Below are 21,620 nucleotides of genomic sequence, written 5' to 3' on the forward strand. Positions count from 1 at the left end.
AAGGACACCGCAATGACACGCCCCATCCCCGCCACGCACACCCAGCTCGACCAGCTGCTGACCGGACTCGTGGAGCGGGTCGCCGACGTGAACCAGGCCGTGGTGCTCTCCGAGGACGGCCTGGTGGTCAGCAAGTCCACCGGATTCCTGCGCGACGACGCCGAACGGCTCGCGGCGACCGCGTCCGGGCTGATGAGCCTCAGCAAGGGCGTCAGCATGGACTTCCGGGGCGGTCCGGTGCGCCAGGCGCTCATCGAGATGGCCAACAGCTATCTGATCCTGACCTCCGCCGGTCCCGGCGCGCATCTGGTCGTGCTGACCGGGCCCGGCGCGGACGTCGGAGTGGTGGCCTACCAGATGAACATGCTGGTGAAGAAGATCGGCGAGCACCTGAGCGCGGCACCGCGGGGCGTGGCCGGCCCCGTCGTCGACCCAGGCGTGTGAGGTGGGCGGAGGTGATGCGGCGGGCCGGCTCGTCAGGCCGTTCGCTCTGACCGGTGGCCGGACCCGGCCCAGCCGCGCCGACTTCACGCTCATCTCGACGGTCACGGCGGTCGATCCGCAGCCCGCCTCGGCGGCACGGTGCCAGCCCGAGCACACCCGGATCCTCCGGCTGTGCGCCGAGCCGCTCGCCGTGGCGGAGCTGGCCGCCCGGCTCGACCTGCCGGTGAGCGTGGTCGTCATCCTGCTCTGCGATCTGCTGGAGGCGGGCCGGATCACCGTCCGCCCACCGCGCCTCGTTTCCCGCACCACTCCGGACCTGGACCTGCTGCAGAAAGTGAGGGACGGCCTTGGCCGGCTCTGACCTTGCCCCTGACGCGTCTTCGGCACCCGACACGGTCAAGATCCTCATCGCCGGGGGCTTCGGCGTGGGCAAGACCACCATGGTCGGGTCGGTCAGCGAGATCGTCCCGTTGCGCACCGAGGAACCCCTGACCATGGCCGGTCTGGGCGTCGACGATCTCGACGGCATCGAGGAGAAGCGGGCCACCACCGTCGCCCTGGACTTCGGCCGGATCACCATCAGCCGGGAGCTGGTGCTGTACCTGTTCGGCACGCCGGGGCAGCAGCGGTTCTGGTTCATGTGGAACGACCTGGCGCTCGGCGCGCTGGGGGCGGTGGTCCTGATCGACGTCCGCAGGCCCGAGTCCAGCTTCGCCGCGATCGACTTCTTCGAGCGCCGGGGCATCCCGTTCGTCGTCGGGGTCAACGGCTTCCACGGTGAGCACCCGTATCCGCCCGAGGACATCCGGGAGGCGCTCGCGGTGCCCGAGCACGTGCGGGTGCTGCTGTGCGACGCCCGGGACCGGGAGTCGTGCCGTGACGTGCTGATCGCCCTGATCGACCAGTTGATCGCGTCGGCGGTGCAGGCCTGAGGCGGAACGGTTCAGCCGCGGCGGGGAGCGGCGCCGGGCTGCTCGGTGTACGGCACCGGGCGGCCCGTGAACGCGTCCAGGACGATGCGGTCGCCGACCGGCCGGTCCAGCGTCACCGTCACCTTCTCGCCGCGCAGGTCGTCCGTGCAGGGACCGTCGTTGACGCCCGTCACCGCGGCGGACAACACCACGCTCCCGTTCGTTTCGAGCGCCGCCACGACGGGGCCGTCGTCACAGGAACCGTGGTGCGCCACCACGGTGACGGACCGGCCGTCCTGCGCCACCTTCATCAGGCCGCCGAGCGGCGCCAGCACATCGGTGGGCACGTCCTGTCCGAGCGGCCCGATCGGCGGCCTGGGCAGTCCGGAGGGGCTCACCGCGGCCCTCTTCAGCGGACTGGCGTAGCCCTCCAGAGTGAACAGCCAGGCCGGGACGGTCGCCGGCCCGCGGGCGGTGAGCACGGTCATGTTCCCCAACTCTCCCCTGGTGACGGTCAGTCGGGGGCCGGGGCTGCTGTCGCGGTCCAGGGCCCGGTAGGCCCGGTCGGCCGCCATGAGGGGCCTGGTGAGCGCGCCTCCGTCCCGCCACGTCACCCGGCCGCTTGCGCCGCGGGCGGAGGGAAGGGGTGCCCTCAGGTCGAAGTTGCCGGTCGCGTAGGCGCGCCGGTCCTCGCCGCGCAGGCCCTCCGCGGGCAGTTGGACGACCGGCGCCACGGGGTGGTAGCCCAAGTGCCACTGTGCGGCCGCCCGGGAGCCGTCCCAGGCGTCGGCGACCTGGCGGGCGCGGTCCTGCGACGGGCTGTCCTGTGTCGGCCGGTCCTGCGACGGCGGCCGCCGGTCCGGCTCGCCGCCGCCGGCCTCGGTCGAGCCGCAGCCCGTGGCGGCACCGGCTCCGGTGACGGACAGGGCGAGGACGAGCAGAAGACGGGCGGTTCGTGTCCTGTCGGTACGCATGGCTCTCCCAGGGAGTCGCGGTGCCGGGTGGTCCCGTCCCTGTGACGCCCCACCACCGGCCCGCGTTCGATCCCCTGCGAAATCCGGCCCGGCCCGTCATCCCGTCGTGACGGGCGGCCGGCTCAGGCCAGGCCGGCCGACTTCAGCCACGCCGTCGCCACGTCCAGCGGGTCCTTCTTCTCGAGCTGCACCTGCGTGTCGAGTTCCAGGAGCGTCTTCGTGTCCAGCTCGGCGGAGACCGCGTCGAGCGCGTCGACACCCTTCTGGGAGAGGCCGCTCTTGTTGACCATCGGGGTCACGTTCGCGAATCCGAAGAGGTTCTCCGGGTCCTTCAGGACGACGAACTTCTCCTTCACGATGGTCGGATCCGTGGTGAAGATGTCCGCGGCCTGGACGGTGTTCCTGGCCAGCGCCGCCTGGGTCAGCGGACCGCCCGCGTCGAGCGCCTTGAAGGAGCTGAACTCCAGGCCGTACACGGACTTCAGGCCTTTCAGGCCCTGCTGCCGGGTCTGGAACTCGGGCGAACCGCCGATCACCAGGTCCGGTGCGGCCTCCTTGAGGTCGGCGAGGGTGGACGAGGACGTGAGCTTGTACTTCTTCGCGGTCTCGGCGTTGACGGTGACCGAGTCCTTGTTCTCGGCGGGCGACGACTGAAGGACCGTCAGCTTCTTGTCGAGCTTGGCCTTGACGGCCGCGTTCACCGCCTCGGCGGACTTCTGCTCGGCCTTGGGGTCGAGGTAGGCCAGCAGCGAGCCGTTGTACTCCGGCAGCACGGTGACGGAGCCGTTCTTCATCAGGCCGTACGTCGTCTCACGGCTGCCGATGTTGTGCTTGTAGGTGACCTTGAGGCCCTTGGCCTTGAGCGCCTCGCCGTAGATGTCGGCGAGCAGGGTGCTCTCGGCGAAGTTGTTGGAGCCGACGACGACGGTGCCGGCCTTCGCCTTCTCGCCCGCCAGGGGGTTGTCGGAGGAGTCGCCGGACGAACAGCCCGCGAGCAGCGCCGCCGCGGCGGTGAGCGCGACGGCCGCCGCGCCGGTGTGCCTCGTCCTGGACCTGCTGCTCTTCGCGGTAGAAGTCATTCAACGATCCAATCCAGCCGCTTTATGATCAGTCAAGAGCGCCTTGGTCACGGTTTGTTACAGACCCGAGGTCCGGTCTCAGCGTCTGCGCACCCCCGGCGACACGGCCACCCGGCCCGCCACCCAGAACAGCGCCAGCGTGACGAGCGCCAGGACGGCGACCAGGGTGGCGCCGCCGACGACCTTCTCGTAGTCGCGCTGGTAGAGCCCGTCGACGATGTAGCGGCCGAGGCCGCCCAGGCTGACGTACGCGGCGATGGTGGCCGTCGAGACGATCTGGATGGCGGCCGAGCGCAGACCGCTGAGGATCAGCGGCAGCGCGACCGGCAGTTCGACCTGGAAGAGGATCCGCGACTCGTGCATGCCCATGCCGCGGGCGGCGTCCACCGGGGACGGATCGACGGTGCGGACGGCCTCGTAGGTGGTCACGAGGATCGGCGGCACGGCGAGCACGACCAGGGGGATCATCACGGGCAGCAGGCCGAAGCCCATCAGGATGACGATCAGCACCAGCAGGCCGAAACTGGGCAGCGCGCGGGCGGCGGTGGCGATGAACGCGAGGGCGTTGCCGCCCCGCCCGGTGTGCCCGGTCAGCAGGCCGACGGGCAGGCCGATCGCGGCGGCGAGGGCCAGGGCCAGGGCCGAGTACTGGAGGTGTTCGAGCAGGCGTTGCGGGATGCCGTCGTAGCCGCGCCAGTGGGCGCTGTCGCTGAAGAAGGCGTTGACGAAGTTCAGTACGTTCACCGGGTCACGTCCTGGGGGGCGGGCAGGGGCTGCCGCGCTGTCTTCGGGCGCCTGCGGGTACCGCCGCTCGGCATCCAGGGGGTCAGCGCCACGCGCAGCAGCACCAGCAGGGCGTCGCACAGGATGGCCAGGACGGCCGTGGTGAGCACGGAGTTCACGGCCAGTTCGGGACGGTCGTACTTCTGCGCGTCGGCGAGCAGGTTGCCGAGGGCGCCCTGGTTGCCGATGAGGGTGCCGACGCTGACCAGGGAGATGCTGGAGACGGTGGCGACCCGGAGCCCGGCGATGATGGCGGGCACCGCGATGGGCAACTGCACCTGGAGGTAACGGCGTACGGGTCCGAACCCCATGGCGGTGGCCGCGGCCAGGGTCTCCTGGGGCACGGACCGCACCCCGTCGACGATGGCCGGGACGAGCACCACGAGGCTGTACACGGCCAGCGGGATCATCACGGTCAGTTCGGTCTGCCCGGTGTAGTCGATGAGGACCACGAAGAAGGCCAGCGACGGGACGGCGTAGAGGATGGTGGTGGCGCCGAGCACGGGCGGGTACAGCCAGCGGAACCGGACGCAGAGCTGGGCGAGCGGCAGCGCGAGCAGCAGCCCGGCGAGCACCGGCAGCAGGGCCTCGCGCAGATGGAGTCCGATCAGTCCGGCGTAGCTGTGCTGGAGGTCGCTCGGGATGTCGAAGAAGCCGTTCACGACGCGACCTTGGCCTCGTCGGCCCGGCCGGCGGCGTGGGCGCTGCGGATCGCCTCGCCGATGGTCGCTTGCGAGACCACGCCGGTCACCCGCCCGGTGTCGTCCACGGCGACGGCCCAGCCGGCCGGGGAGAGCACGGCGCAGTCGAGGGCGGCCCGCAGGGAGTCGGTGCCGGGGACGAACGGCCGTCCGTGCGGCAGGAGCCGGCCGGGGTCGAGGTCGCCGGCGGTCAGGTCGTGCGGCTCGGCCCAGCCGAGGGGCCTTCCCTCGGCGTCGGTGACGAGCAGCCAGGGGGCGTCGGAGGCGGCGATCTGCTCGGCGGTGGCGTCCACCGGGATCACCGGGTCGCTCGTCAGGGGGAGTTCGGCGGAGGGGAAGAACGACAGCCGCCGGATGCCGCGGTCGGCCCCGAGGAAGTCCTCGACGAAGGCGTCGGCGGGGCTGGACAGCAGCTCGGCGGGGGGTGCGTACTGGGCGAGGTGTCCGCCTTCGCGCATCACGGCGACCATCGTGCCGAGCTTGATCGCCTCGTCGATGTCGTGGGTGACGAAGACGATGGTCTTGCCCAACTCGTCCTGGATGCGCAGCAGTTCGTCCTGAAGCCCCTTGCGCACGACCGGGTCGACCGCCGAGAACGGCTCGTCCATGAGCAGCACGGGCGGGTCGGCGGCGAGCGCCCTGGCCACGCCGACGCGCTGCTGCTGGCCTCCGGACAGCTGGTACGGGTACCGCTTGGCGAGCGCGGCGTCGAGGCCCACGCGCTCCATCAGCTCGGCCGCCCGTGCCCGCGCCTTCTGCTTGCCCCAGCCGAGCACGCGGGGCACGGTGGCGATGTTGTCGATGATCGTGCGGTGCTGGAAGAGACCGGCGTTCTGGATGACGTACCCCATGGACCGGCGCAGGGTGGTGACGGGCCGGCGCTGGATGTCCTCGCCGTCGAGGAGGATCGTTCCCTCGCTCGGTTCGACCATCCGGTTGATCATCCGCAGGGTGGTGGTCTTGCCGCAGCCCGAGGGTCCGACGAGGACGGTGATCGAGCGGTCGGGTATCTCCAGGGAGAGCCGGTCGACAGCCACCGTGCCGTCCGGATAGCGCTTGGTGACTGATTCGATCCGTATCAAGGCGCCGGAGCCCTTCGGGTTGGCGGAAGCGTTGGCCAGGGTCGTACGGGCTGTTTTCCGGACGAGTCTAGAGGGCGCCTTTCACCGGTCCGCAGGGCGTGCACCCTCCACGGGCAGGCGCACGGTGAACACCGTCGCCCCCGGTGCGCTGTTCAGTTCGATGCGGCCGCCGTGGGCGCGGACCAGGGACCGGGCGACCGCCAGGCCGAGGCCGCTGCCGCCGCGGTCGCGGCTGCGGGCCTTGTCGACGCGGTAGAACCGGTCGAAGACGCGGGCCAGGTCGCCGGGCGGGATGCCCGGTCCGGTGTCGGCGACCCGCACCTCGGCCGCGCCGGGCGCGAGGGCCACCTCCACCGACACCTTCGTGCCGGCCGGGGTGTGCACGGCGGCGTTGGTCAGGAGGTTGTCGACGACCTGCCGGATGCGCAGCGGGTCCATCGGCAGCCGCACCGGGCCCGAGCCCACGAGGACGGTCAGCGGGTGGCCGGGGCGGCCCGCCCGGAAGGCGTCCGCGGCCTGCCCCACCAACTCCACCAGATCGGCGTCCTGAAGACGCAGCGGCGCCTCCACCTCCGCCGCGTCCAGCCGGGCGAGCAACAGCAGGTCGTCCAGGAGGATGCCCATGCGGGCGGCCTCGGCGCGCAGCCGGGCCAGGTGCCGGTCGCGTTCCTCGGGGGCGTTGGCGGCGGCGTACTGGAAGAGGTCGGCGTAACCGCGCACCGACATCAGCGGGGTGCGCAGCTCGTGCGAGGCGTCCGCGACGAAGCGGCGCAGCCGCTGCTCAGCCTCCGCGCGCACGGCGAGGGAGTCGTCGATGTGCTCCAGCATCGTGTTGAAGGCCGTGCGCAGTTCGTCCACCTCGGGCCCGCCGTCCCGGCCGTCGGCGCGCAGCGGCAGCCGGGCCGCCGACTCGGTCAGGTCGTGCGAGGCGATGCCGTGCGCGGTGGAGGCCATGTCGCTGAGCGGCTTCAGGCCGCGGCGCAGCATGCGGCGGCCGAAGACGACCAGCGCGAGCAGCGCGAGCGCGAAGGTGACGACCTGGATGGTGATCAGCTGCCCGACGGTGTCCTCGATGTCCTCCAGGGGCGCGGCACTGACCAGGACCACGCCGGGCTCGACCTGGCAGGCGCGCAGCCGGTAGGAGCCGGCGCCCTTGAGGTGCTCGGTGCGCAGGAGTTCGGTGTGCGCGGCGGTCTGCGCCCGGGCCAGGGAGGTGAAGTCGTCGACGTCCCGGGGCAGATCGGCGGGGTCCTCGGGCCTGCGGAGCTCGGGCGTGCCGTCCGACACGTCGTACACGGCGTAGAACCAGCTGTAGTACTTCTTGCCGGAGAGGGTGCCGTAGTCCGCGATGCTCTTGGACTGCGCGATCTGGGCCTGCGCCAGCTGCGTGTCGAGCTGGGCGGAGAGATAGTCCCGCATGTACGTGGTCAGGGCCGTGCCGACGACGGCGAACACCACCAGGGACAGGGCGCCGAGGCCGAGGGCCAGCCGGGTGCCGAGCCGCATCCCGCGGTAGGCCCGTCGCAGCCGGGCGATCACTCGGCGGCCTGGCGCAGCACGTACCCGAACCCGCGCACGGTGTGGATGAGCGGCACGCCGCCGTCGTCGGTCTCGTCGAGCTTGCGGCGCAGCCGGCTGACGACCAGCTCGACGACGTTGGAGCGGCCACCGAAGCCGTACTCCCACACGTGGTCGAGGATCTGCGCCTTGGTGAGCACGGTGGGCGACTTGCGCATCAGGTAGCGCAGCACCTCGTACTCGGTCGGGGTCAGCGACAGCAGCCGGTCGCCGCGCCGCACCTCGCGGGTGTCCTCGTCCATCGTCAGGTCGCCGACCTGGAGCACGGACCGCTGGAAGGCGGGTCCGGCGCTGCGCCGCAGCACGGTCCGCAGCCGGGCCATCAGCTCCTCCACGGCGAACGGCTTGACCAGGTAGTCGTCGCCGCCCCGGGTGAGGCCGGCGACCCGGTCGGCGACGCCGTCGCGGGCGGTGAGGAAGACCACCGGCACCATCGTGCCGGAGGCGCGCAGCCGATCCAGGACGCCGAAGCCGTCCACGCCGGGCAGCATCAGGTCGAGCACCACGATGTCCGGGTGGAACTCGGCGGCCCGCCGCAGCGCGTCCTCGCCGGTGTACGCCGTGACCGCGTCCCAGCCCTCGTAGCGGGCGACGGTCGCGACGAGGTCGGCGATGGGCGGGTCGTCGTCGACGACGAGAAGTCGTACTTTTTCCACGAGCTCATAGTGCTGCACGGGTCCCGTGCCGCCATAGCCGCGCACCCCCTCGCCGCGGGATCGATAAACACTTGAAAGTTGAGCGACAGCTTCCCGACAGCTCCCCCGCGCCAAGCTCGGTGTCCCAGGATCCGATCAAGGAGCTGCCGACCGTGACGACCCTCCAGCAACCTCCCGGGGCGACCCGCCCTGGCGTGCGGCCCGAAGTGGTGGGCCGCACCGGCCTGTACGCGGTGCTGCTGACGAACGCGGTCGTGGTGGCCGTCTTCTTCGTGCAGGCCGGTTTCGCCTCGAACGCGCTGATCGTGCTGGGCCGGCTGGCAGGGCTGTATTCGGCGCTGCTGATGGCGTTCCAGCTGCTGCTGGTGGCGCGGCTGCCGTGGTTCGACCGGCGGATCGGCATGGACCGGCTGACGTCCTGGCACCGCTGGACGGGCTTCTCGGTGCTGTGGCTGCTGTCGGCGCACGCCGTGTTCATCGTCTTCGGCTACGCGCGGGCCTCGTCGCTGGACCCGGTGAACCAGCTGGTGGATCTCGCCGAGACGGTCGAGGGCGTGCTCCGGGCGATCGTCGCCCTGGCGGTCCTCATCGTGGTCGGCGCGGTCTCGGCCCGTTACGCCCGGCGCCGGCTGGCCTACGAGACCTGGCACTTCATCCACCTGTACACCTACGTGGCGGTGGTCCTGGCGTTCACGCACCAGGTCGCGGCCGGGACCACGTTCACCTCGTCACCGGTGGCGACGGCCTACTGGTACGGCGTGTGGGGCGTGGCCCTGGCCTCGGTGTGCGCCGGCCGGCTGGTGCTGCCGCTGTGGCGCAACCTGCGGCACCGGCTGCGGGTGACGGCCGTCGTCCCGGAGAACGACGACGTGGTCTCGGTCTACGTCACCGGCCGCGACCTGGACCGGCTGCCCGCCCGGGCCGGGCAGTTCTTCCTGTGGCGGTTCCTGACGAGGGACCGCTGGTGGCAGGCGAACCCGTTCTCGCTGTCCGCCGCCCCCGACGGCCGTACGCTCCGCCTGACCGTCAAGCGGGCCGGTGACGGCAGCGCGGCCCTGCGGCATCTCAAGGTCGGCACGCGCGTGTTCGCGGAGGGCCCCTACGGCGCCTTCACCGCCCTGCACCGCACGCGCCCGGACGCCGTGCTCATCGCCGGTGGCGTCGGTGTCACGCCGATCCGGGCGCTGCTGGAGGAACTGCACGGCCACGCGGTCGTGATCTACCGGGTCGCCACGGACCGGGACGCCGTCCTCCACGACGAACTGCGCGACCTCGCGCTCGCCAAGGGCGCCGAGCTGCACCTGGTCACGGGCCCGCCCGTGCCGGACCGGCTGGCGCCGCGGGAGCTGGCCCGGCTGGTGCCGGACATCGCCGGGCGGGACGTCTACCTGTGCGGTCCGCCGCCGATGATGAACGCGGTGCTCGGCAGCCTGCGCGAGCTGGGCGTGCCGTCGTCGCAGACCCACTTCGAACGCTTCAGCCTGGCCGGATGACGAGGAGACCGTCGTGAAGCGAGCCCTGCCCGTCCTCGTCCTGAGCGTCGCGGGCCTGATCCCCGTCTGGCGCTACGCCCCGTCGCACGACACCGGGTCGTCGCCCGCAGCCACGGAGGCCTCCGCCCCGGCGTCGACGCCCTCGGTGTCGTCGTCCGCGGGGCCCGGCGGCACCACGACCACGGTCGTGTCGGGGTCCACCGTCGACACCGAGAAGGGCCCGGTGCAGGTCCAGGTCACCTTCGAGGGCGACGAGATCGCCTCGGTGCGGATGCTGCGGCAGCCGGACCATCCACAGACCACGGCCGCCGTGCCGAAGCTGATCGAGGAGACCCTGCGGGCACAGAGCGCCGACATCGACACGGTGTCCGGCGCCACGATCACCAGCGACGGCTACAAGGAGTCGCTCCAGGCCGCCATCGACGCGAGGGGCTGAGGCAAATGCGGCGCGTCGAGCACGTGATGGGGTTCCCGGTGTCGGTACGGATCGACGACGAGGACTTCCCCGAGGCACCGGTGGACGGCCTGTTCGCCTGGCTGCGCGAGGTCGACGCGCGGTTCAGCCCGTTCCGCCCGGACAGCGAGGTGTCCCGGCTGGACCGGGGCGAGGTGCGTGAGCCGACTCCAGGGCTGCGGGAGGTCCTGGACCTGTGCGAGGAGTACCGGATCGCGACCGGGGGCGCCTTCGACGTCCGTCTGCCCGGCCGCGGCCTCGACCCCTGCGCCGTGGTGAAGGGCTGGTCGGTGCAGAAGGCAGCGGAGCTGCTGTCGGCGTCCGGGGCGCGGCGGTTCTGCCTCAACGCCGGAGGCGACGTGATCGCCTCCGGCGGCCCCTGGCGCGTCGGCGTACGGCACCCCGAGCACGCCGACCGGCTGTGCGCGGTCCTGGACGTCACGGACCGGGCGGTGGCGACCTCCGCCCGCTACGAACGCGGCGACCACATCCTCGACGGCCGCACCGGCCGCCCCGCGACGGGCCTCCTCAGCATGACCGTCGTGGCCCCGACCCTGACGGAGGCCGACGCCGTCGCCACGGCCGCGTTCGCGCTGGGCGCGGAGGGCGTCGAGTGGGCGGCGGCCCGCGAGAACTGCGAGGTGTTCGCGGTGGACGCGGGGAGACGGGTACTGCGCAGCGCGGGGTTCCCGCGGGCGGTGGCCGGTGGGGTCGCGGCGGCGTGAGCCGGCGCCGGTCAGCTGCCGGGCAGGTCCTCCAGGAAGCCGGCCGGGGGGACGAAGAACAGGCTGCCGGTGACGGCCCGCGAGTAGTCCAGCAGCGGGTCGGGCCCCGAGCCCGGCCCGCCCAGGAACATCGTGCGCAGCATCGTCTCGGGAATCGCGGGCGTGCGCGCGTAGGCGACGAAGTACGTGCCGAACTCGCCGTGCCCGGGCCTGCCGAACGGCATCGCGGACCGCAGTATCCGCTGCTCCGCGCCGTCGGGGCCGAGGACGGTGTTGACGTCCTTGTGCGAACCGGGCGCGTCCAGTTCGAGGTTGGTGAGCTTGGTGCGGCCGATGATCTTCTCCTGCGCCTCGACGGCGAGGGCGTCCCAGGCGTCCACGTCGTGCAGGTACTTCTGCACCAGCGCGTAACTGCCGCCCCGGAAGCCGGGATCCTCGGCGCCGACCAGCGCCGCGTCCGCCGCGGCCTGCCCGACCGGGTTCTCGGTGCCGTCGACGAAGCCGAGCAGGTTGCGCGAGTCGAAGTAGGAGAAGGCCTGCGTCTCGTCCCGTACGGTGACCGCGCCGCGCAGCCGCCGCAGGAGCTCGGCGGCCAGCGCGAAGCACAGGTCGGTGCGGGCGGCCCTGAGGTGGAAGAACAGGTCCCCGGGGGTGGACGGGGCGTGGTGCCGCGGGCCGGCCAGTTCGCGGAACGGGTGCAGCTCGGCGGGCCGCGGACCGCCGAACACCCGGCCCCAGGCCCGGGACCCGACCCCGGCGACGCAGCCGAGGCCGCCGTCGGGGCTGGGGAAGCCGACGGACCGCACCAGGCCCGCGAGGCACCCCAGCACCTCCCGTACGGCGCCTTCCCCGCCGGGTTCGATCGTGGCGACCAGGAACACCGCGACCGACGCCGGTGGGTTGAGCACCGGCTGGGGCAGCGTCTCTTCCGAGGGCAGCGGTGACGTCATGGCTTCTCATCCCTTCGCCCGGGCGGCACGGCCCGCCCGTTCCCCCTCCGGGACGGCGCGGCCCACGCCCCTGACACGATGCCCAGCGAACAGGCGGCCGGAACTCCCCACGCGCGGGGGAAGGCCGGCCGACTGCTCCGGCCGCAGCACCTTCACGCCCCACGGTCCGAGCGGCACCGCGTCGGCGTACAGGGTGTCCGACGGCACGTCCCGCGGGGGGGGCGGGCACCGGCACGGACACCGTCGTCAAACGACCAGTTGTGCGGGAAGCGCACCCGGCGGCGGCGGTCCCGGGCGGTCGCCGAGGTCGCCGTGACGCTCGGGTGGGCGGGGCTCAGGAGGCCGTCCGGGGCGTAGCGGCTGACAGGGCGCGGGCGAAGGCCGGGCCGGGCACGGTGCCGACGTAGGTGACGCGTCCGGCGCCGTGGCGGTGCGTGGTGGCGGCGGGCCGGCGGCCGAAGTGCGGGTTCGTAGACCGCCAGGGGCTCGGCGCCCCGCGGCGACAGCCCGTGCGTCCCGTGCAGGGCGTGCGCGCCGGGCGGGAGGGGGAGGGAGTCCGTGCCGGTGACGGACAGCGGGTCCCGCAGGTTGCCGAACTCGTCGTACGTCACCCCGGCGGCCTCGGCCGGCCGGTCCGGCTGGAGGCCGGTGCGGGCCCGGGCCTCGGTGTCGCCGTAGCCGGTGCGCGGGCCGAGGACGAGATGGCCGCCGGCCCGGGCGCAGGCACGCAGCCGGTCGAGGACGGAGTCGTCGGCGGCAGGCGGGCACGACCAGCAGGGGGGGGCAGCTCGGCGTCCGGAAGCCGGCCGGGGTGCGGGACGCGAGCCTGGAGGGTCGCGGGCGGGCGGCGTCGACGACCGGGACGAAACAGGAGTTCGCCCGTCACCCACTCCCACACCACCCGCACCGGTTAGCCTCGTAGGTCACCGAAGGTTAACGGGGGTTGCCCATGGTGAACGCCGATCGCACGCCGCCGGAGTGCCCCGGAGGGCATGACGGCATGCCGGAGAGCGACGCCGGGCGCCTCCTGCAGAACCAGCTCGAGATCCTCATCCAGGACTTCCGCCGGAGCACCGAACCGCCGATGCCGGTGTTCGTCGTGCACGGGCAGGAGGACCGGGACGACGACGCGGTGGCCGGCCTGGTCCGGCAGCTGTACGCGGGCCAGGAGGCGCACGGCACGCGCTGCGCGGTGACGCAGGATGCGTACGAGGGCTCCACCGAGGTGCGGCGGGCCGCGGCCCTGGTGCGGGCACTCGGCGACCCGAGGAAGTGGGGCGGCCCGAAGGCGGTCTACCGGCGCTACGCGTTCCCGCGGCTGCGGCTGGTGCACGCCATCGACGACGCGGTGGCGGCCCTCGGCGACACCTGGCCGACGCCCGCCCCCGGCAGCCCCGAGGCCGGGCAGGACCAGCGGCAGCGGCTGCTGAACGAGCTGGCGCAGCAGCGCTGGCGGCCGAAGAACACCGCGCGGTGGCGCTCGGGCCTGCCGCTGTTCGACATGGCGCACATCCTCCCGGCGAGCCTCGTGACCGTGCTCGCCGCGCTGCTGGCCCGCAGCGAGTGGTACGTGGCGGTCGGTTCCGGTCTCGTCTTCCTGCTGGTGCTGACGGTCCTCAACTACGCCCTGCCGGGGCGGGCGCCGATCTTCCTGTGGCTGCGCCGCGAGAGCCGCTGGTTCATGACGACGACCTTCCTGAGGGCTGCGGACCAGGAGGAGCCCACCGAGGTCTCGCTGCTGCGGCCGGTGCGCTCCTGGAAGGCGATCGCGGCCCGGGCCCACGACGTGGCCGAGGCGCTCACGGCGGGCGGCGACTTCCACCTCCAGCTGTACGTGCTGGCGCTGCGCGAGGACCTGCGGGACAACCACCGCCGCTGGAGCTGGGACCTGCGCGGCTTCAAACGGCCGCGCCCGCCGATGCTGTTCCTGCCCCACGCCGACGACCGCAACGGCGGCATCGAACTGATCCGGGCCATCAGCGACGTCCGCAGCCGGCGCAGCGAGCTCGATCCGCTGCTCGTGGTGGCCGCGGTGCGCACGCACGACGTGCCGCGCCTGGAGCGCAGCGTCGTCCGGACGGCGCCCGCGCCCGAGGCGGCGCCGCCCACGTTCGGCGTCCGGCTGCGCACCTGGTACCGGGAGTGGGGCCGCAACCTGCGCGCCGAGCAGTCGCCCAGCCGGGAACGCTCCGTCCTGCCGTGGGTGATGAAGGTCCCGCTGCCGCACGACCAGCTCGGCCCGGTCGAGGAGGGCCGCCACCATCTGCGGGCCTCCACCCGGCCGACGCCCGCCCGGCTGGTGTGGGCCCTGCACACCCTGGTCCTGGTGATCGCCCTGCTGGCCGCGGGCACCGTCATGCGGGCCGACGCCCTGCACGACCGGTACTGCTCGGCGTCCGTGCTGACCGCCAACCGCGACACCCGGCGCGAGGCGGCACCCGACGGCCGCACGGAGTGCATCGGCGTGGCGACGGACGACGTCCGCTTCGCCGACTGGCTGCCCGCGCCCGAGCCCCGCGACGACGTCAAGGCGCTCACGGCCGACGACCACACCCCCTGGACGGTGGCCGACCTGGAGGACCGCATCGCCCGGCAGAACGAGGACGTCCTCGCCGGCCACGCCGGCAGGTACGTCACCGTCGTCTACGCCGGTCCGCTCAGCGCCGACGCCGCGGCCGGCTCCTCCCTCGTGAAGGGCGCCGAGGAGCTGGCGGGCGTGTACCTGGCGCAGGCCGTCGTCAACGAGAACTCCAGCGTGAAGCTGCGCGTCCTGATCGCCAACGGCGGTGTGGACCTGGGCCACCAGGAGGAGATGGCCGAGGCGATCGCCGCGTACGCCGCCCACGACCCGACCGTGGTGGGGGTCGTCGGCACCGGCCGTGACCTGAAGTCGAGCCGGGCCACGACCCGCACCCTGATGGAGGCCGGCCTGCCGGTCGTCTCCGGCACGAACTCCGCGACCTATCTGCCCCGCGAGTTCGCCAACTGGTTCAGCCTGGCCGCCACGGACGAGTGGCAGACCCGGCAACTCGGTCTGATCGCCGCCCAGTTGCGCACCCCGGGACGGCGGCAGTACGCCCTCGTGCTGGCCCGTGACACGGCGAGGACCGACGACCTCTACACCGACGAGCAGGCGCGCTACGGCCAGCGGATGCTGCGACGGCAGGGCTTCAGCCTGCTCGACCAGCGCCGCTACACCCTGAGGGGCGGCAAGCCCGAACTCCGCTCGCACGCCCAGGAGATCTGCCGGGGCGGGCGGGTCCCCTCCGTGATCTACTTCGCGGGCCGGGTGGAGGACATCGACCCCCTGATGACCCAGCTGGGCACCGAGCCGGGCTGCGCCGGCAAGCCCCTGGCCATCCTCACCGGCGACGACCTGTCCAAGGCCGACTTCGCCGGCGGCGGCCAGTCCGTCGCGCCGAAGGTCACGCTGTACCACGCGGCCCTCGCGGAGCTGCACGAGGCCGCCACCGGAACGGGCTTCTACCTGGACGCCGCCCAGCACCTGCCCGGGATGCGGGGCCGCAGTCTGCGCTACGACAGCCCCGCCCTGGCCAGCGGCCAGACCGCCCTCGCCCACGACGCGACCCGCGCCCTGTTCTGGGCGGCCACCCGCGACGACCGGCCGCAGAGCCGCGCCTCGACCTGGGTGAATCTGCGCAACGTCAAGATCGAGGGGATGGCCACCGGCACCATCGACTTCACGGGCGCCCCGCTGTACGGCGACCGCACCGGGCACAGCATCGTCCTCAAGGAGGTCAGCCGCGCCCCCGACGGCACGTCCGCACCGCACGAGGTGTGCCGGCGCGCCGCGGGAAACACGGCACCCCTCACTCGGAAGGAGTGCCGCATCCGCTGAGCGGCGCCTCAGCCCTCCTCGGGGGCCAGGCGCAGCGCGATCGAGTTGATGCAGTACCGCTGGTCCGTGGGCGTCGGATACCCCTCGCCCGCGAACACGTGCCCGAGGTGCGAGCCGCACCGGGCGCACCGCACCTCGGTCCGCATCATGCCGTGCGAACGGTCCTCGATCAGCTCCACCGCGTCGGTGTCCTTGGGGTCGAAGAACGACGGCCAGCCGCAGTGGGACTCGAATTTCGTGTCCGAGGTGAACAGGTCCGCGCCACAGGCGCGGCAGGAGTAGACGCCCCGGGTCTTGGTGTCGGTGTACTCACCGGTGAAGGCGGGTTCGGTGGCCGCCTGCCGCAGGACCGCGTACTCCCCCGGGGACAGCTCCGCGCGCCACTGCTCGTCCGGCTTCTCCACGTCGTACGGCATGAGCCTCCAGCCCCTCAGTTCGACAGACGGTCCAGGATCAGCGGGCCGAGGTCGGTGACGTCGCCCGCTCCCATGGTGAGAACGAGATCCCCGGGCTTCGCCATTCCCGCGACGACCGACGCGACGTCCGCCTTGTCGTGCACGGGGGTCACGTCCGCGCCCGCGGCCCGGGCCGCCTCGATGATCAGCTCGCTCGTCACACCCGGGATCGGGTCCTCGCGGGCCGGGTAGATGTCCAGCACGATCGAGGCGTCCGCGAGGGCGAGGGACCGGCCCATCTCCTTGCCGAGCTCCTGCGTGCGCGAGAAGAGGTGCGGCTGGAAGACGACCAGGATCCGGGCGTCTCCGGCCGCCGCGCGCATGGCCTCCAGGTCGGCGGTCATCTCGGTGGGGTGGTGCGCGTAGGAGTCGATGACCTGCACGCCCGCGGCCTCGCCCTTCAGCTGGAGCCGCCGCTTGACGCCCGTGTACGCAGCGATCGCCGGGGCCAGCTCGGCCGCCGGGACACCGAGCGCCACGCCCGCCGCCAGCGCGGCGACCGCGTTGTGCGCGTAGTGCCGGCCGGGCACGGAGACGGTGAAGGTCAGCTCCTCACCCTCCAGCACCACGGTGACCTCGCTCTTCAGCCCCTGCGGCACGACGGACAGGACGCGCACGCCGGCGTCCTCGGATTCGCCGTACGTCACCACGGTCACGTCGCGGGCCCGGACGCGGCGCGTGAGCTCCCGCGCGCCCTCGTGGTCGGCGGCGATCACCAGCGTGCCGCCCTCGGCGATCCGGTCCACGAACGTCTCGAACGACTCGTAGATCTCGTCCATGGACGCGTAGTTGGCGTGGTGGTCGAGCTCGACGTTGAGGACGATCGCGACCTCGGGCGCGTACTTGTGGAAGCTGCGGTCCGACTCGTCCGCCTCGGCGACGAAGATCTCGCCCTCGCCGTGCAGCGCGTTGGAGCCGGGCGCGTCCAGGTCGCCGCCGATCGCGTACGAGGGCTTCAGGCCCAGCTCGCTCAGCGACACCGCCAGCATCGACGTGGTGGTCGTCTTGCCGTGCGTCCCGGCGACGGCGATCGGCCGCAGCCCGTCCATCAGCGCGGCGAGCGCGTCGGAGCGGTGCACGACGGGGATGCCCAGCTCGGCCGCGCGGGCCAGCTCGGGGTTGTCCTGCCGGATCGCCGACGACACGACCACACAGCTGGCGTCATCGGCGAGGTGCTCGGCGGCATGCCCGATGTGCACGGTCGCGCCCAGCGCCCGCAGCGCCTCGGCCGTGGCCGACTCCTTGGCGTCGCTGCCCGCCACAGCGGCCCCGCGCTGCGCAAGGATCTTCGCGATCCCCGACATCCCGGCCCCACCGATCCCGATGAAGTGCGGTCGGTCCATGGCGGGAGGAAGGCCGGCTGCCATGTGTGTGTCTCCAAGTTCGGGTGACGAGGGTGAGCGGGGCCAAGCCTATTGCGTGCGCCGGGCTGCCATGCCCATCAGGGGCGCGGGGAACCGCGCGAGCAGCCACGGGCGGCCCGAGCGGCCCGCACCCGACGGACATCACGGCCCGGCATCACGCCTTGCTGTGCGAGAACAGCTTCAGCACCGGCACCCCCACCTTGTGCCGGGCCCGGGAGGCCCAGTCGCGGTGGAAGAACTCCTCCACGTAGTGGGGGTCGGTCAGCACGATGACCTCGTCCGCCCCGACCTCCTGCACCAGGGACTTCAGCGCGTCCAGCGGGTGATCCTCGATCAGCCGCCCCTCCGCCGCACTGCCGGAGGCGCGCAGCGCGGCGAGTGACACCTCCAGGGCCCGCTGCCCCACGGTCAGCGCCTCCTCGCCCTCAGGGGTCTCCCCCTCGCGGACGGCCTCGTCGAGCTCGCCGAGCGCCACGTCGTCGATGGCCCGCAGCAGACGATCAGCCTGCTCACCGCGCGGCTGCAGCAGCACCTGGAAGGAGACCTGCTCCTCGCCGTGCAAGGTGGTGACGAACTCCACGTCGGCGGACGTCAGCGCCTTCTCGATCATCAATACGCTGGTGAACACCAGGCGCCCCTTCTGCTCCGGGGGCCCGTGGCCCCGCTCCTCCGCAGGCCGCGCCGGGCCCTGCGGAAACCATCCTGCCCCGTGTTCGCACGGGTAGTGCCGGACCCAGTGTGCCCTCCGCACACCAAACGGAATGGCACATTCCGATGATGAACGGACCTGCGGCGACCTTGGCCCCGTATCCGGACGAACCAGCCGGTGTGACGGTCCGACCGTCGACACCTTGTACCCCGCGACCGGTGGTTCAGTACGTCAGGCACGCCCGTAGCGCGTGAACAGGAAACCGTCCTCCTCCAGCATCGACACCAGTGCGAAGCGGTGCGGGACCGTGACCGCCGGCCCCCCGGCGATGCGCTGCGCGTCGCCCGCCGTGAGCATCGGGGAGACGGTCAGGCACAGCTCGTCGAGGACACCGGCCGCGACCAGCTGGCCCAGCAGCCGCGGGCCGCCCTCGGTCAGCAACCGGGTGTGGCCGAGGTCGGCGAGGGCCCGGACGGCGCGGGCGGGATCGACACCGATGCCGTCCCCTGCGGTCACCACCGTGGCGCCCGCCTTCCGCGCGGTGGCGACCCGGTCCGGGGCGGCCGCGGCGCCGGTGAGGATCAGGGTGGGCACCAGGGGCGAGGTGAACAGCGGAAGCGAGAAGTCCAGGTCGAGGCCGGCGGTGACCACGGCGATCGCGGGTGCGGGCCGCTGCCCGGCCGCCTCCCGCATCGCCGCGAAGTCCTCCCGCGCGCGGGCCGGCCGGTACCCCTCCTTGCGCACCGTTTCGGCGCCGACGATCACGACGTCCGCGAGCGCCCGCAGGGTGCCGAAGATCCGCATGTCGGTGGCGCTGGAGATGGGCTGCGAACGGCCGTCGTGCTGGGCGGCCCCGTCCAGCGTGGACACCATGTTGGCGCGCAGCCACGGCACCGGGCCTGCGGGCCCCGGCTCGGGGTAGGCGTAGGCGGCGGCCAGTTCGTCCAGACTCCACTCCCGTCCGGCGTCCCCACCGGACCCGCCGCCCGGGGCCGGAGCTGCTGTTTCATCGGTCACAGGGAACAGACGTCGCATGCCGTGCAGTGTTCCACGCCCCGTAGCATGGTGAACCGTGTCCTCTTCCCCCGTCCCCTCCGGAACCGGCCCCATAGCCGACCCGGCCCCGCTGTCCCTGTGCGCCCGCGAGCCGCATGTGCCCGCGGACCGGCTGGTCGCCGAGATGGTGCCGCCGCCGCGGTTCGACTCCGTCCGCTTCAGCACGTACCTCCCCGACCCGAACCAGCCCAGCCAGACGGAGGCCGTCCGGGTCCTGGAGGGTTTCGCGGCGGGCCTCGGCTCCGAGGCGGCCACGGGCTCCGGCAAGCGGCGGCTGTTCGGTTTCGGCAAGGCGGCGAAGAAGGCCCCCGCCGGCCCGCGCGGCGTCTATCTCGACGGCGGCTACGGCGTCGGCAAGACCCACCTGCTCGCGTCCCTGTGGCACGCCACCCCGGCCGAGCCCGCGCTCAAGGCCTTCGGCACGTTCGTGGAGCTGACGAACCTGGTCGGCGCCCTCGGGTTCCAGCAGACGGTCCGGACGCTGTCCGGTCACCGCCTGCTGTGCATCGACGAGTTCGAGCTCGACGACCCGGGCGACACCGTCCTGGTCTCCACGCTCCTCGGCAGACTCGTCGACGCGGGCGTGGCGCTGGCCGCCACCTCCAACACGCTGCCCGGCAAGCTCGGCGAGGGCCGGTTCGCCGCGGCCGACTTCCTGCGTGAGATCCAGGGCCTGTCGGCCCACTTCCGCGCCCTGCGCATCGACGGCGAGGACTACCGCCACCGCGGCCTGCCCGAGGCACCGCCGCCCTACTCCGACGAACAGGTGACGAAGGCGGCGCACGCCACCGAGGGCGCGTCCCTCGACGCGTTCTCGCCCCTCCTGGAGCATCTCGCCCGGGTCCACCCCAGCCGGTACGGCGCTCTGACGGACGGACTGAAGGCCGTGTGCCTCACCGGGGTGCGGCCGGTGCCCGACCAGTCGACGGCCCTCAGGCTCGTCGTCCTCGCGGACCGGCTCTACGACCGCGAGGTGCCCGTGCTCGCCTCGGGCCTGCCCTTCGACCAGCTGTTCAGCGACGAGATGCTGAACGGCGGCTACCGCAAGAAGTACTTCAGGGCCATCTCCCGGCTCACCGCCCTCGCCCGTGACGCGGGCAAGCTGGTGGACGTCCGGTAACCACAACCTTATTACCGCGCCGACCGGACGGTGGGCAGGGCCTGTTCAGGCCAGCCCACCTACGGTTTTCAGGCTCTCTTCAGCTTGAAACGTTAAGTTAACCCTGCAAACGACGTTGCAGGGTTAACGTGTTTCTTGACCAGTCGTTGACCAAGTGTTGGTCAGCACTAGACGTGTCAATCACCTGAAGGGGGGCGCATGTTCCGAGGTACGACGGTACGGACCGTGGTTTCGGTCATCGCCGCCGCCCTGTTCGCCCTCCAGCTCTTCGCACCGACCGCGTCCTTCGCTTCCGCGCATACGCACGGTCAAGCCGAGGCCAACGCTCAGCCCGGTACGAAGCCCTCCGGAAAGTCCTCGCGCCCCGGCCACAAGCTCCTCGGGAAGGCTCTGCGCGACGAGACGGCGACCTGCCGCGCCGGACACCACGGGGACCCGACCGGTCCCCTGCGCACCCGCGACCGGTCCCACACCGCCTCGGCGCCCACGGCGCCCGAACGGCCGCTGCACAGGCACATCCTGCCGACGACACCGGAAGCGGCCGGACCCGCCGCCGCGCATCACCGCACCTCGAGATCCTCGACGTCGCACACCCCGGCGGCACTTCAGGTCTACCGCTGCTGAGCAGCGGAGCGGTTTCCCCCCACCCCTTGTCATGCCCGTCCGACGCGCCCCCACTGCGCGCCAGGAGGAGTCACCACACTCATGCAACCCCTCATCGACAACGCCCGCACCTTCGGACAGCGCCCTGAGGAGTTCGCCCACCTCGCCGAGGGTCAGTCCCCCGACGTCCTGTTCATCACCTGCTCCGACTCCAGGGTCGTACCGGCCCTGATCACGGGCGCCCGTCCCGGCGAGCTCTTCGAGCTGCGCACCGCGGGCAACGTCGTTCCCCCGCACTCCTTCGAGCACCCCACATCGGAGGCGGCCACGATCGAGTACGCCGTGGAGGTCCTCGGCGTCAAGGAGATCGTGGTCTGCGGCCACTCGCACTGCGGCGCCGTGGGCGCGGTGGTCCGGGGCGACGACCTCGCCGCCGTACCGGCGGTGCGTGACTGGCTGGCGCGTGCCGCCGACGAGCCCAAGTGCTCCGACCCGGCCGACCCGACCGTCGCCGAGGCCGTGCAGAACCACGTGCTGACGCAGCTGCTGCGGCTGCGTTCCTACCCGTGCGTCGAAAAGCGCCTCGACGCGGGCGAACTCCATCTGCACGGCTGGTACTACGAGGTCCACACCGGCGTCGTGCGGGAACACCGCGCGGAATCCGACACCTTCGAGACGCTCTGA

At 72.4% G+C, this 21,620-nt stretch carries 22 protein-coding genes; 10 read left to right on the forward strand and 12 right to left on the reverse strand.

The features are described from left to right. Positions 1-12 precede the first annotated feature (12 nt). From ACFY9E_RS05865 to ACFY9E_RS05875, 3 genes are read left to right on the forward strand one after another with little or no spacing between them, the layout of a single operon-like run. On the forward strand, positions 13-444 hold the full coding sequence (locus tag ACFY9E_RS05865) for a roadblock/LC7 domain-containing protein (protein WP_010034179.1): 432 nt from the start codon (positions 13-15) through the stop codon (positions 442-444). A 1-nt stretch (position 445) separates the two neighbouring features. After that, positions 446-805, forward strand: a complete 360-nt coding sequence (locus ACFY9E_RS05870) for a DUF742 domain-containing protein (protein ID WP_283970397.1) — start codon at positions 446-448, stop codon at positions 803-805. Further along, the gene (locus ACFY9E_RS05875; RefSeq protein WP_390979670.1) at positions 792-1,376 is read left to right on the forward strand and encodes an ATP/GTP-binding protein; all 585 of its coding nucleotides are present in this window, start codon (positions 792-794) and stop codon (positions 1,374-1,376) included. Before ACFY9E_RS05870 ends, ACFY9E_RS05875 begins: the two co-directional genes overlap by 14 nt. An 11-nt stretch (positions 1,377-1,387) precedes the next feature. Here ACFY9E_RS05875 and ACFY9E_RS05880 read toward each other — a convergent pair whose 3' ends face one another. From ACFY9E_RS05880 to ACFY9E_RS05910, 7 genes are all read right to left on the reverse strand, one after another. Beyond that, entirely contained in the window at positions 1,388-2,329 is a 942-nt protein-coding gene (locus ACFY9E_RS05880) for a hypothetical protein (protein ID WP_390979672.1), read from the reverse strand. A 122-nt stretch (positions 2,330-2,451) separates the two neighbouring features. Beyond that, positions 2,452-3,408 (reverse strand): glycine betaine ABC transporter substrate-binding protein, encoded by a 957-nt coding sequence (locus ACFY9E_RS05885; protein ID WP_390979674.1) that lies wholly within the window; start codon positions 3,406-3,408, stop codon positions 2,452-2,454. A 78-nt stretch (positions 3,409-3,486) separates the two neighbouring features. Further along, positions 3,487-4,152: an ABC transporter permease subunit gene (locus tag ACFY9E_RS05890; RefSeq protein WP_390979676.1), complete on the reverse strand. Its 666-nt coding sequence runs from the start codon at positions 4,150-4,152 to the stop codon at positions 3,487-3,489. After that, positions 4,149-4,853 (reverse strand): ABC transporter permease subunit, encoded by a 705-nt coding sequence (locus ACFY9E_RS05895; RefSeq protein WP_390979678.1) that lies wholly within the window; start codon positions 4,851-4,853, stop codon positions 4,149-4,151. The genes ACFY9E_RS05890 and ACFY9E_RS05895 overlap by 4 nt, the downstream gene beginning before the upstream one ends. After that, on the reverse strand, positions 4,850-5,974 hold the full coding sequence (locus tag ACFY9E_RS05900) for an ATP-binding cassette domain-containing protein (RefSeq protein ID WP_390979680.1): 1,125 nt from the start codon (positions 5,972-5,974) through the stop codon (positions 4,850-4,852). The genes ACFY9E_RS05895 and ACFY9E_RS05900 overlap by 4 nt, the downstream gene beginning before the upstream one ends. Positions 5,975-6,055: 81 nt before the next feature. Then, on the reverse strand, positions 6,056-7,513 hold the full coding sequence (locus ACFY9E_RS05905) for an ATP-binding protein (RefSeq protein WP_390979682.1): 1,458 nt from the start codon (positions 7,511-7,513) through the stop codon (positions 6,056-6,058). Then, complete coding sequence (locus ACFY9E_RS05910) at positions 7,510-8,208, reverse strand: response regulator (RefSeq protein ID WP_390979684.1); 699 nt, start codon at positions 8,206-8,208, stop codon at positions 7,510-7,512. Before ACFY9E_RS05910 ends, ACFY9E_RS05905 begins: the two co-directional genes overlap by 4 nt. 152 nt (positions 8,209-8,360) lie before the next feature. On the opposite strand from ACFY9E_RS05910, the gene ACFY9E_RS05915 reads away from it, so the two are divergent. Genes ACFY9E_RS05915 through ACFY9E_RS05925 form a run of 3 tightly spaced genes read left to right on the forward strand, consistent with a single transcriptional unit; the run spans position 8,361 to position 10,880 of the window. Next, positions 8,361-9,701 carry a ferric reductase-like transmembrane domain-containing protein gene (locus ACFY9E_RS05915; protein WP_390979686.1) on the forward strand — a complete coding sequence of 447 codons (1,341 nt, stop codon included), beginning with the start codon at positions 8,361-8,363 and terminating at the stop codon, positions 9,699-9,701. A gap of 13 nt (positions 9,702-9,714) precedes the next feature. Then, positions 9,715-10,137, forward strand: coding sequence for an FMN-binding protein (locus ACFY9E_RS05920; RefSeq protein ID WP_390979688.1), 423 nt, complete (start codon positions 9,715-9,717; stop codon positions 10,135-10,137). 5 nt (positions 10,138-10,142) lie between these two features. Then, positions 10,143-10,880, forward strand: a complete 738-nt coding sequence (locus ACFY9E_RS05925; protein ID WP_390979690.1) for an FAD:protein FMN transferase — start codon at positions 10,143-10,145, stop codon at positions 10,878-10,880. A gap of 11 nt (positions 10,881-10,891) precedes the next feature. Here the strand turns inward: ACFY9E_RS05925 and ACFY9E_RS05930 are convergent, their stop codons facing one another. After that, positions 10,892-11,830, reverse strand: a complete 939-nt coding sequence (locus ACFY9E_RS05930) for a Dyp-type peroxidase (RefSeq protein ID WP_390979692.1) — start codon at positions 11,828-11,830, stop codon at positions 10,892-10,894. Between the two features lie 1,000 nt (positions 11,831-12,830). Between ACFY9E_RS05930 and ACFY9E_RS05935 the strand changes: the two genes are divergently transcribed. Continuing rightward, positions 12,831-15,689, forward strand: a complete 2,859-nt coding sequence (locus ACFY9E_RS05935) for an ABC transporter substrate-binding protein (protein WP_390979694.1) — start codon at positions 12,831-12,833, stop codon at positions 15,687-15,689. Positions 15,690-15,697: 8 nt separating this feature from the next. Here the strand turns inward: ACFY9E_RS05935 and msrB are convergent, their stop codons facing one another. From msrB to ACFY9E_RS05955, 4 genes are all read right to left on the reverse strand, one after another. Continuing rightward, the gene (gene msrB / locus ACFY9E_RS05940; RefSeq protein WP_352120283.1) at positions 15,698-16,105 is read right to left on the reverse strand and encodes a peptide-methionine (R)-S-oxide reductase MsrB; all 408 of its coding nucleotides are present in this window, start codon (positions 16,103-16,105) and stop codon (positions 15,698-15,700) included. Positions 16,106-16,119: 14 nt separating this feature from the next. Next, positions 16,120-17,511 carry a UDP-N-acetylmuramate--L-alanine ligase gene (gene murC / locus ACFY9E_RS05945; protein ID WP_390979696.1) on the reverse strand — a complete coding sequence of 464 codons (1,392 nt, stop codon included), beginning with the start codon at positions 17,509-17,511 and terminating at the stop codon, positions 16,120-16,122. Between the two features lie 151 nt (positions 17,512-17,662). Next, on the reverse strand, positions 17,663-18,136 hold the full coding sequence (locus tag ACFY9E_RS05950) for an indole-3-glycerol phosphate synthase (RefSeq protein ID WP_390979698.1): 474 nt from the start codon (positions 18,134-18,136) through the stop codon (positions 17,663-17,665). A gap of 252 nt (positions 18,137-18,388) precedes the next feature. After that, a complete protein-coding gene (locus ACFY9E_RS05955) occupies positions 18,389-19,192 on the reverse strand; it encodes a dihydrofolate reductase family protein (protein WP_390979700.1) in 804 nt (267 codons plus the stop codon). Positions 19,193-19,229: 37 nt separating this feature from the next. Between ACFY9E_RS05955 and zapE the strand changes: the two genes are divergently transcribed. The 3 genes from zapE (at position 19,230) to ACFY9E_RS05970 (ending at position 21,620) form a co-directional block, all read left to right on the forward strand. After that, positions 19,230-20,333 carry a cell division protein ZapE gene (gene zapE, locus ACFY9E_RS05960; protein ID WP_390979702.1) on the forward strand — a complete coding sequence of 368 codons (1,104 nt, stop codon included), beginning with the start codon at positions 19,230-19,232 and terminating at the stop codon, positions 20,331-20,333. 198 nt (positions 20,334-20,531) lie between these two features. After that, a complete protein-coding gene (locus tag ACFY9E_RS05965) occupies positions 20,532-20,957 on the forward strand; it encodes a hypothetical protein (protein WP_390979704.1) in 426 nt (141 codons plus the stop codon). Positions 20,958-21,038: 81 nt separating this feature from the next. Further along, on the forward strand, positions 21,039-21,620 hold the full coding sequence (locus tag ACFY9E_RS05970) for a carbonic anhydrase (protein WP_390979706.1): 582 nt from the start codon (positions 21,039-21,041) through the stop codon (positions 21,618-21,620).

It is taken from the genome of Streptomyces sp. NPDC012466, assembly GCF_042955215.1.
In the GTDB taxonomy this organism is placed as follows: domain Bacteria; phylum Actinomycetota; class Actinomycetes; order Streptomycetales; family Streptomycetaceae; genus Streptomyces.

Excerpts from the sequence above, each read along its gene's own strand:
- ACFY9E_RS05865 (WP_010034179.1), top strand. The coding sequence starts at position 13 with ATGACACGCCCCATCCCCGCCACGCACACCCAGCTCGACCAGCTGCTG.
- ACFY9E_RS05880 (WP_390979672.1), bottom strand. The coding sequence starts at position 2,329 with ATGCGTACCGACAGGACACGAACCGCCCGTCTTCTGCTCGTCCTCGCC.
- ACFY9E_RS05885 (WP_390979674.1), bottom strand. The coding sequence starts at position 3,408 with ATGACTTCTACCGCGAAGAGCAGCAGGTCCAGGACGAGGCACACCGGC.
- ACFY9E_RS05925 (WP_390979690.1), top strand. The coding sequence starts at position 10,143 with ATGCGGCGCGTCGAGCACGTGATGGGGTTCCCGGTGTCGGTACGGATC.
- ACFY9E_RS05930 (WP_390979692.1), bottom strand. The coding sequence starts at position 11,830 with ATGACGTCACCGCTGCCCTCGGAAGAGACGCTGCCCCAGCCGGTGCTC.
- ACFY9E_RS05935 (WP_390979694.1), top strand. The coding sequence starts at position 12,831 with ATGCCGGAGAGCGACGCCGGGCGCCTCCTGCAGAACCAGCTCGAGATC.
- msrB (WP_352120283.1), bottom strand. The coding sequence starts at position 16,105 with ATGCCGTACGACGTGGAGAAGCCGGACGAGCAGTGGCGCGCGGAGCTG.
- murC (WP_390979696.1), bottom strand. The coding sequence starts at position 17,511 with ATGGCAGCCGGCCTTCCTCCCGCCATGGACCGACCGCACTTCATCGGG.
- ACFY9E_RS05955 (WP_390979700.1), bottom strand. The coding sequence starts at position 19,192 with ATGCGACGTCTGTTCCCTGTGACCGATGAAACAGCAGCTCCGGCCCCG.
- ACFY9E_RS05965 (WP_390979704.1), top strand. The coding sequence starts at position 20,532 with ATGTTCCGAGGTACGACGGTACGGACCGTGGTTTCGGTCATCGCCGCC.
- ACFY9E_RS05970 (WP_390979706.1), top strand. The coding sequence starts at position 21,039 with ATGCAACCCCTCATCGACAACGCCCGCACCTTCGGACAGCGCCCTGAG.